Annotated in this window: 6 protein-coding genes; 3 read left to right on the top strand and 3 right to left on the bottom strand. The window is 41.4% G+C overall.

The window, feature by feature from the left end; all coding sequences use genetic code 11:
* The 3 genes from VLB74_RS12210 to VLB74_RS12200 all read right to left on the bottom strand — a co-directional run.
* Positions 1-485 (bottom strand): cation diffusion facilitator family transporter (locus VLB74_RS12210; RefSeq protein WP_325203738.1); only part of this gene is annotated, 485 nt, incomplete at its 3' end.
* A gap of 60 nt (positions 486-545) precedes the next feature.
* Positions 546-977 carry a ribose 5-phosphate isomerase B gene (rpiB, locus tag VLB74_RS12205; protein ID WP_325203737.1) on the bottom strand — a complete coding sequence of 144 codons (432 nt, stop codon included), beginning with the start codon at positions 975-977 and terminating at the stop codon, positions 546-548.
* A gap of 37 nt (positions 978-1,014) precedes the next feature.
* Complete coding sequence (locus VLB74_RS12200; protein ID WP_325203736.1) at positions 1,015-1,254, bottom strand: putative signal transducing protein; 240 nt, start codon at positions 1,252-1,254, stop codon at positions 1,015-1,017.
* 111 nt (positions 1,255-1,365) lie between these two features.
* Here VLB74_RS12200 and rnr point away from each other — a divergent pair, with 111 nt between their 5' ends.
* The 3 genes from rnr to VLB74_RS12185 all read left to right on the top strand — a co-directional run.
* Positions 1,366-3,546, top strand: a complete 2,181-nt coding sequence (gene rnr, locus VLB74_RS12195; RefSeq protein WP_325203735.1) for a ribonuclease R — start codon at positions 1,366-1,368, stop codon at positions 3,544-3,546.
* A gap of 10 nt (positions 3,547-3,556) precedes the next feature.
* A complete protein-coding gene (locus VLB74_RS12190) occupies positions 3,557-4,249 on the top strand; it encodes a head GIN domain-containing protein (RefSeq protein ID WP_325203734.1) in 693 nt (230 codons plus the stop codon).
* 107 nt (positions 4,250-4,356) lie between these two features.
* Positions 4,357-4,684, top strand: a 328-nt coding sequence (locus VLB74_RS12185; RefSeq protein WP_325203733.1) for a LysE family transporter, incomplete at its 3' end; no start/stop codon positions are given.

Genomic DNA, 4,684 nt, shown 5'->3' with positions numbered 1-4,684 from the left:
AACATATCGGTGAATAAATGCAGGTACGCTGATTTCATATTCAGGTTATGGTCGGCATCTTTCTTGAGCAGAAAAGCCGAAATGCCATTGACCACGATTCCCAACAAGGCCAGCCAAATTACCGTATCGGAAGCAATTTCCTTTGGATGAAAAAAACGGTTTATCGCTTCATAAATCAAGAACAAAGCGACGGCAACCAAAGTAAAAGCATTGACAAACGCCGCAATCAACTCGGCGCGTTTCAGTCCGAAGGTCTGACTGGTAGTTGCTTTTCTTCGGGACAATTTATGGGCCACGAGACTGAACAGGAGGGAAAGTACATCACTGAAGTTGTGCAAGGCATCGGAAATCAACGCCAGACTGCCTGATATAATGCCTCCTGCAAACTGTGCCAACGTAATTACTACGTTTAGTAAAATGGAGTTCACCAGGTTTTTGCCTTCCACGTGGTGTTTGTGAATGCTGTGGTCGTGATGCGGTTCCATTGTTGAAGTCTATTTTAAAAAAAAATCCGATTCGTTAACGGAACCGGATTTTCATATTTTTTACTGACAGGAAATTTTATTTACTCGTGTGGCGTGTCTTCCGCCTTCAAAATCGGTAGTTAAAAAAGTTTCTACCATTTCCACGGCTTGTTTGATATTGGTATAACGTGCAGGAATACTGATGACGTTGGCATCATTGTGCTGGCGGGCCAAAGCTGCAATTTCATTTAACCAGCACAAAGCAGCGCGAACGCCCTGGTGTTTGTTGGCTGAAATGGCAATACCGTTTCCGCTTCCGCAGATGATAATTCCGAAATCGGCTGTTCCGTTTTCCACATCACTGGCCACCGCATGACCGAAATCCGGGTAATCCACACTGTCAAAAGTGTCGGTTCCGTGATTAATAACAGTATGTCCCTGTGCTTCCAAATGTTGAACAATTGCTTTTTTGTAGTCTGGTCCGGCGTGGTCGTTTCCGATGGAGATTCTCATTGTTGTTGTGTTTTCATTTATTTTATACAAAGGTAAATCAAACGATTCTCAAATGCGAATCGTCCTTCAACTTTTTTAAAATTTCACGCACCATTTCGACATCATCCGGGTGTACCTTTAACCGAATACCACCCAGCGCCTGCGAATACATGGGTGCAATGTTTGTCATCGTTTCATTTTCAAAGAAATACTGGATTTCGGTTTGATCCAAAAGATGCTTGAGCACGGTAATCTCGTGCGGATAATCAAAAACGGCTATGGCTACGAATTCGGTCATATAATTTCTTTTTTTAAAGATACAAAAGTTATTTTTAGCATAAATATTACGCTTTAACCTTAAAAATCTTAATAGTTATTCGTAATTTTCAGCATTATTAAGAAATGAACTATGAGTAAGAGACCTAAAAAATTAGGAAAAAAACAACACGATTTTACCGCCCAGATATTTAAAATACTATCTAAAGACCCGAGTAAGTCGTTTAACTACAAACAAATCGCCGCAGCATTAGAACTCAACGATACCAAAAGCCGAAATGAAATTATACGTGATTTAAAATTACTGAAAGCACAAGATAAGATTCACGAAACCGAAATCGGCAAATACCAGATTATCTCCAAAGCCGAATACTACGAAGGAACAGTCGACATGACCAGCCGAAAAACAGGATATTTCGTTTGTCCGGAGCTGGAGCATGACGTATTCATCCCGGCCATCAACCTGAACCACGCTTTAGACGGCGATAAGGTGAGAGCCTACATTTACAACCGAAGAAGTTCACGAAAACCCGAAGCGGAAGTACTGGAAATTTTGGAACGTAAAAAAGAAGAATTCGTTGGGGTTATCGATGTACAGAAAAATTTCGCTTTCGTAACTACGGCCAACGCCAAAATGTATACCGATATTTTTATTCCGAAAAACAAAATGGGCGAAGCCGAACACGGTGATGTCGTTTTGGTAAGAATGGAAGACTGGCCTAAAAAAGCCGATTCTCCTTTTGGTTCGGTAATCAAAGTATTGGGGAAACCGGGTGAACACGATACCGAAATCCATGCGATTTTAGCCGAATACGGTTTGCCATACGATTTCCCGTTGGAAGTGGAAGCCTATGCAAAACGAATTGACACATCCATCACTGTTGAGGAAATTGCCAAACGCCGCGACATGCGTGAAACGTTGACTTTCACCATCGACCCGAAAGATGCCAAGGATTTTGACGACGCGCTTTCATTTAAGCAATTGGACAACGGAAATTACGAAATCGGAATTCATATCGCCGATGTGTCGCACTACCTTCAGGAAGGGACTATTTTGGACGATGAAGCCTACAGCCGGGCCACTTCCGTTTATTTGGTAGACCGCGTGGTGCCGATGCTTCCCGAAGTGTTGAGTAACTTTGCATGTTCCCTGCGCCCGCACGAAGAAAAATATACGTTTTCAGCTGTTTTCGAACTGAATAATAAAGCCGAATTGGTGAACCAATGGTTTGGACGAACTGTAATTTATTCCGATCAGCGTTTTGCTTATGAAGAAGCACAACACATCATTGAAACCAAAGGAAACAACACGATTCCTACTGAAATTTCCATCACCGGAAAAGAATATGTAGTTGACGCTCCAATTGTGGAAGCCACTTTAAAAATGGACGAGCTGGCCAAAATCCTGCGCAGAAAACGTATGGCTGCCGGCGCGATTTCATTTGATAAGGTGGAAGTGAAATTCAACCTGAACGAAGAAGCCGAACCAATCGGTGTATACTTTAAAGTAGCCAAAGACGCGAATCACCTGATTGAGGAATTCATGCTTCTGGCCAACCGAAAAGTGGCGGAGTTCATCGGAAAACAAAAGAAAACTTTCGTTTATCGTGTGCACGACGAACCGAATGAAGACAAACTGATCAACATGCAAACCGTGATTTCTAAATTCGGTTATTCACTTGATTTAAAATCGAAGCAAGGGATTTCTAAATCGCTAAACAGCTTGCTGGAAAATGTGAATGGTAAAAAAGAGCAGAATTTAATTGACACTTTAGCCATCCGAAGCATGAGCAAGGCCAGTTATTCGACGGAAAACATCGGACATTACGGATTGGCGTTTGATTATTATTCGCATTTTACCTCACCTATCCGTCGTTATCCCGATGTAATGGCACACCGTTTGTTACAGCATTATCTCGACGGCGGAAAAAGTGTAAGCGAAGAAGATTATGAAGAAAAATGCGTACACTCTTCCCAAATGGAGAGTTTAGCTGCCAACGCCGAACGCGATTCGGTGAAATACATGCAGGTAAAATACATGCAGGACCACAAAGATCAGGAGTTTCTGGGCGTAATTTCCGGCGTGACCGAATGGGGAATTTATGTGGAAATCATTGAAAACAAATGTGAAGGTATGGTGAGAATCCGTGAAATCCGCGATGATTATTACACCTTTGATGATAAGCAATATGCATTGGTAGGGGAAGTTTCAAACAATATTTTACAATTAGGAGACGAAGTTTACGTTAAGGTGAAGAATGCCGATTTAGTTAAGAAACAATTGGATTTCCATTTTATTAGAAAACAAGAATAAAATTCAACTTATGAAGAGATTAATTTTTACAGTTTTGCTTTTCGCAACACAATTGGGTTTTTCACAGACAAAAATCACTAAATCTGTAGGTGACTTTACCTCTGTAAAGGCCTTTGATAAGATTTCCGTTCAGCTCGTGGAAAGCACGGAAACCAAAGTAGAACTTTCCGGAGAGCGCAGCGGTGATGTCGAATTGGTAAATAAAAACGGAGAGCTGAAAATACGCATGGCGGTGGACAAATCGTTGAAAGGCGAAGACGTGACGGCCATCGTTTACTTTAAAAAAATAGAGGCTGTGGAAGCCAGCGAAGGCGCTTATGTTTCGAGCCCCGCCACTTTTAATGCTGTTGAATTTGCGGTAAGTGCTAAAGAAGGTGCCGAAGTAAAACTGACCCTGGATGTGAAAAAAGTGAACATCAAGGCAAATTCAGGAGGGATGGTGCGATTGACAGGAAAAGCTTCGAATCAGGATATTGTGGTTACTTCGGGCGGAATTGTAAAAGCCAGTGCACTGGAAGGCGAACAAACTGTGGTTGCCGTTAATGCCGGTGGTGAGGCGGATGTTACAGCGACCGATTTGGTAGAAGCCAAAACCAGAGCCGGAGGGATAATCACCATTTATGGCAATCCGCGGCAGGTTAACCAAAAAACGATTGCCGGAGGAACAATTCGCCAACACAAACTGGAAAAAATTTCAAAATAAAAGCCAAATAACAGATCTCAAATCTTACTCGTAAAACCCTTTTGGTATTTTGAGTTTAAGATTTGGGATTTTATTTTTTCTTACCTTTGTCTATATAACATTTTTAAATGATTGACGATATCCTAACCGGAATTCCTTTAGGGTTCTTTTTGAGTTTCATGATTGGGCCTGTTTTTTTTGTTTTACTTGAAACCAGTATTACTAAAGGTTTCCGTGCGGCCATGTCTTTTGATTTCGGAGTGGTTATTGCCGATATTTTCTTTATTGCGGTGGCTTATTTCAGTAGTTATCGTTTGATTCAGAGTATTAAAGATGATCCGGCCTTATTCATTTTCGGTGGTATCATCATGTTTACGTATGGAATGATCACCTTCTTAAAACTTCGAAAAGCCCATAAGCTAATTGACCCGGATGAGGAAGTGATTGAAATAATCA

The organism is Flavobacterium sp. (genome assembly GCF_035456225.1).
Taxonomy (GTDB): Bacteria; Bacteroidota; Bacteroidia; order Flavobacteriales; family Flavobacteriaceae; genus Flavobacterium.
This window is presented reverse-complemented; position numbering and strand designations above follow the sequence as displayed.

Excerpts from the sequence above, each read along its gene's own strand:
- rpiB (WP_325203737.1), bottom strand. The coding sequence starts at position 977 with ATGAGAATCTCCATCGGAAACGACCACGCCGGACCAGACTACAAAAAA.
- rnr (WP_325203735.1), top strand. The coding sequence starts at position 1,366 with ATGAGTAAGAGACCTAAAAAATTAGGAAAAAAACAACACGATTTTACC.
- VLB74_RS12190 (WP_325203734.1), top strand. The coding sequence starts at position 3,557 with ATGAAGAGATTAATTTTTACAGTTTTGCTTTTCGCAACACAATTGGGT.
- VLB74_RS12200 (WP_325203736.1), bottom strand. The coding sequence starts at position 1,254 with ATGACCGAATTCGTAGCCATAGCCGTTTTTGATTATCCGCACGAGATT.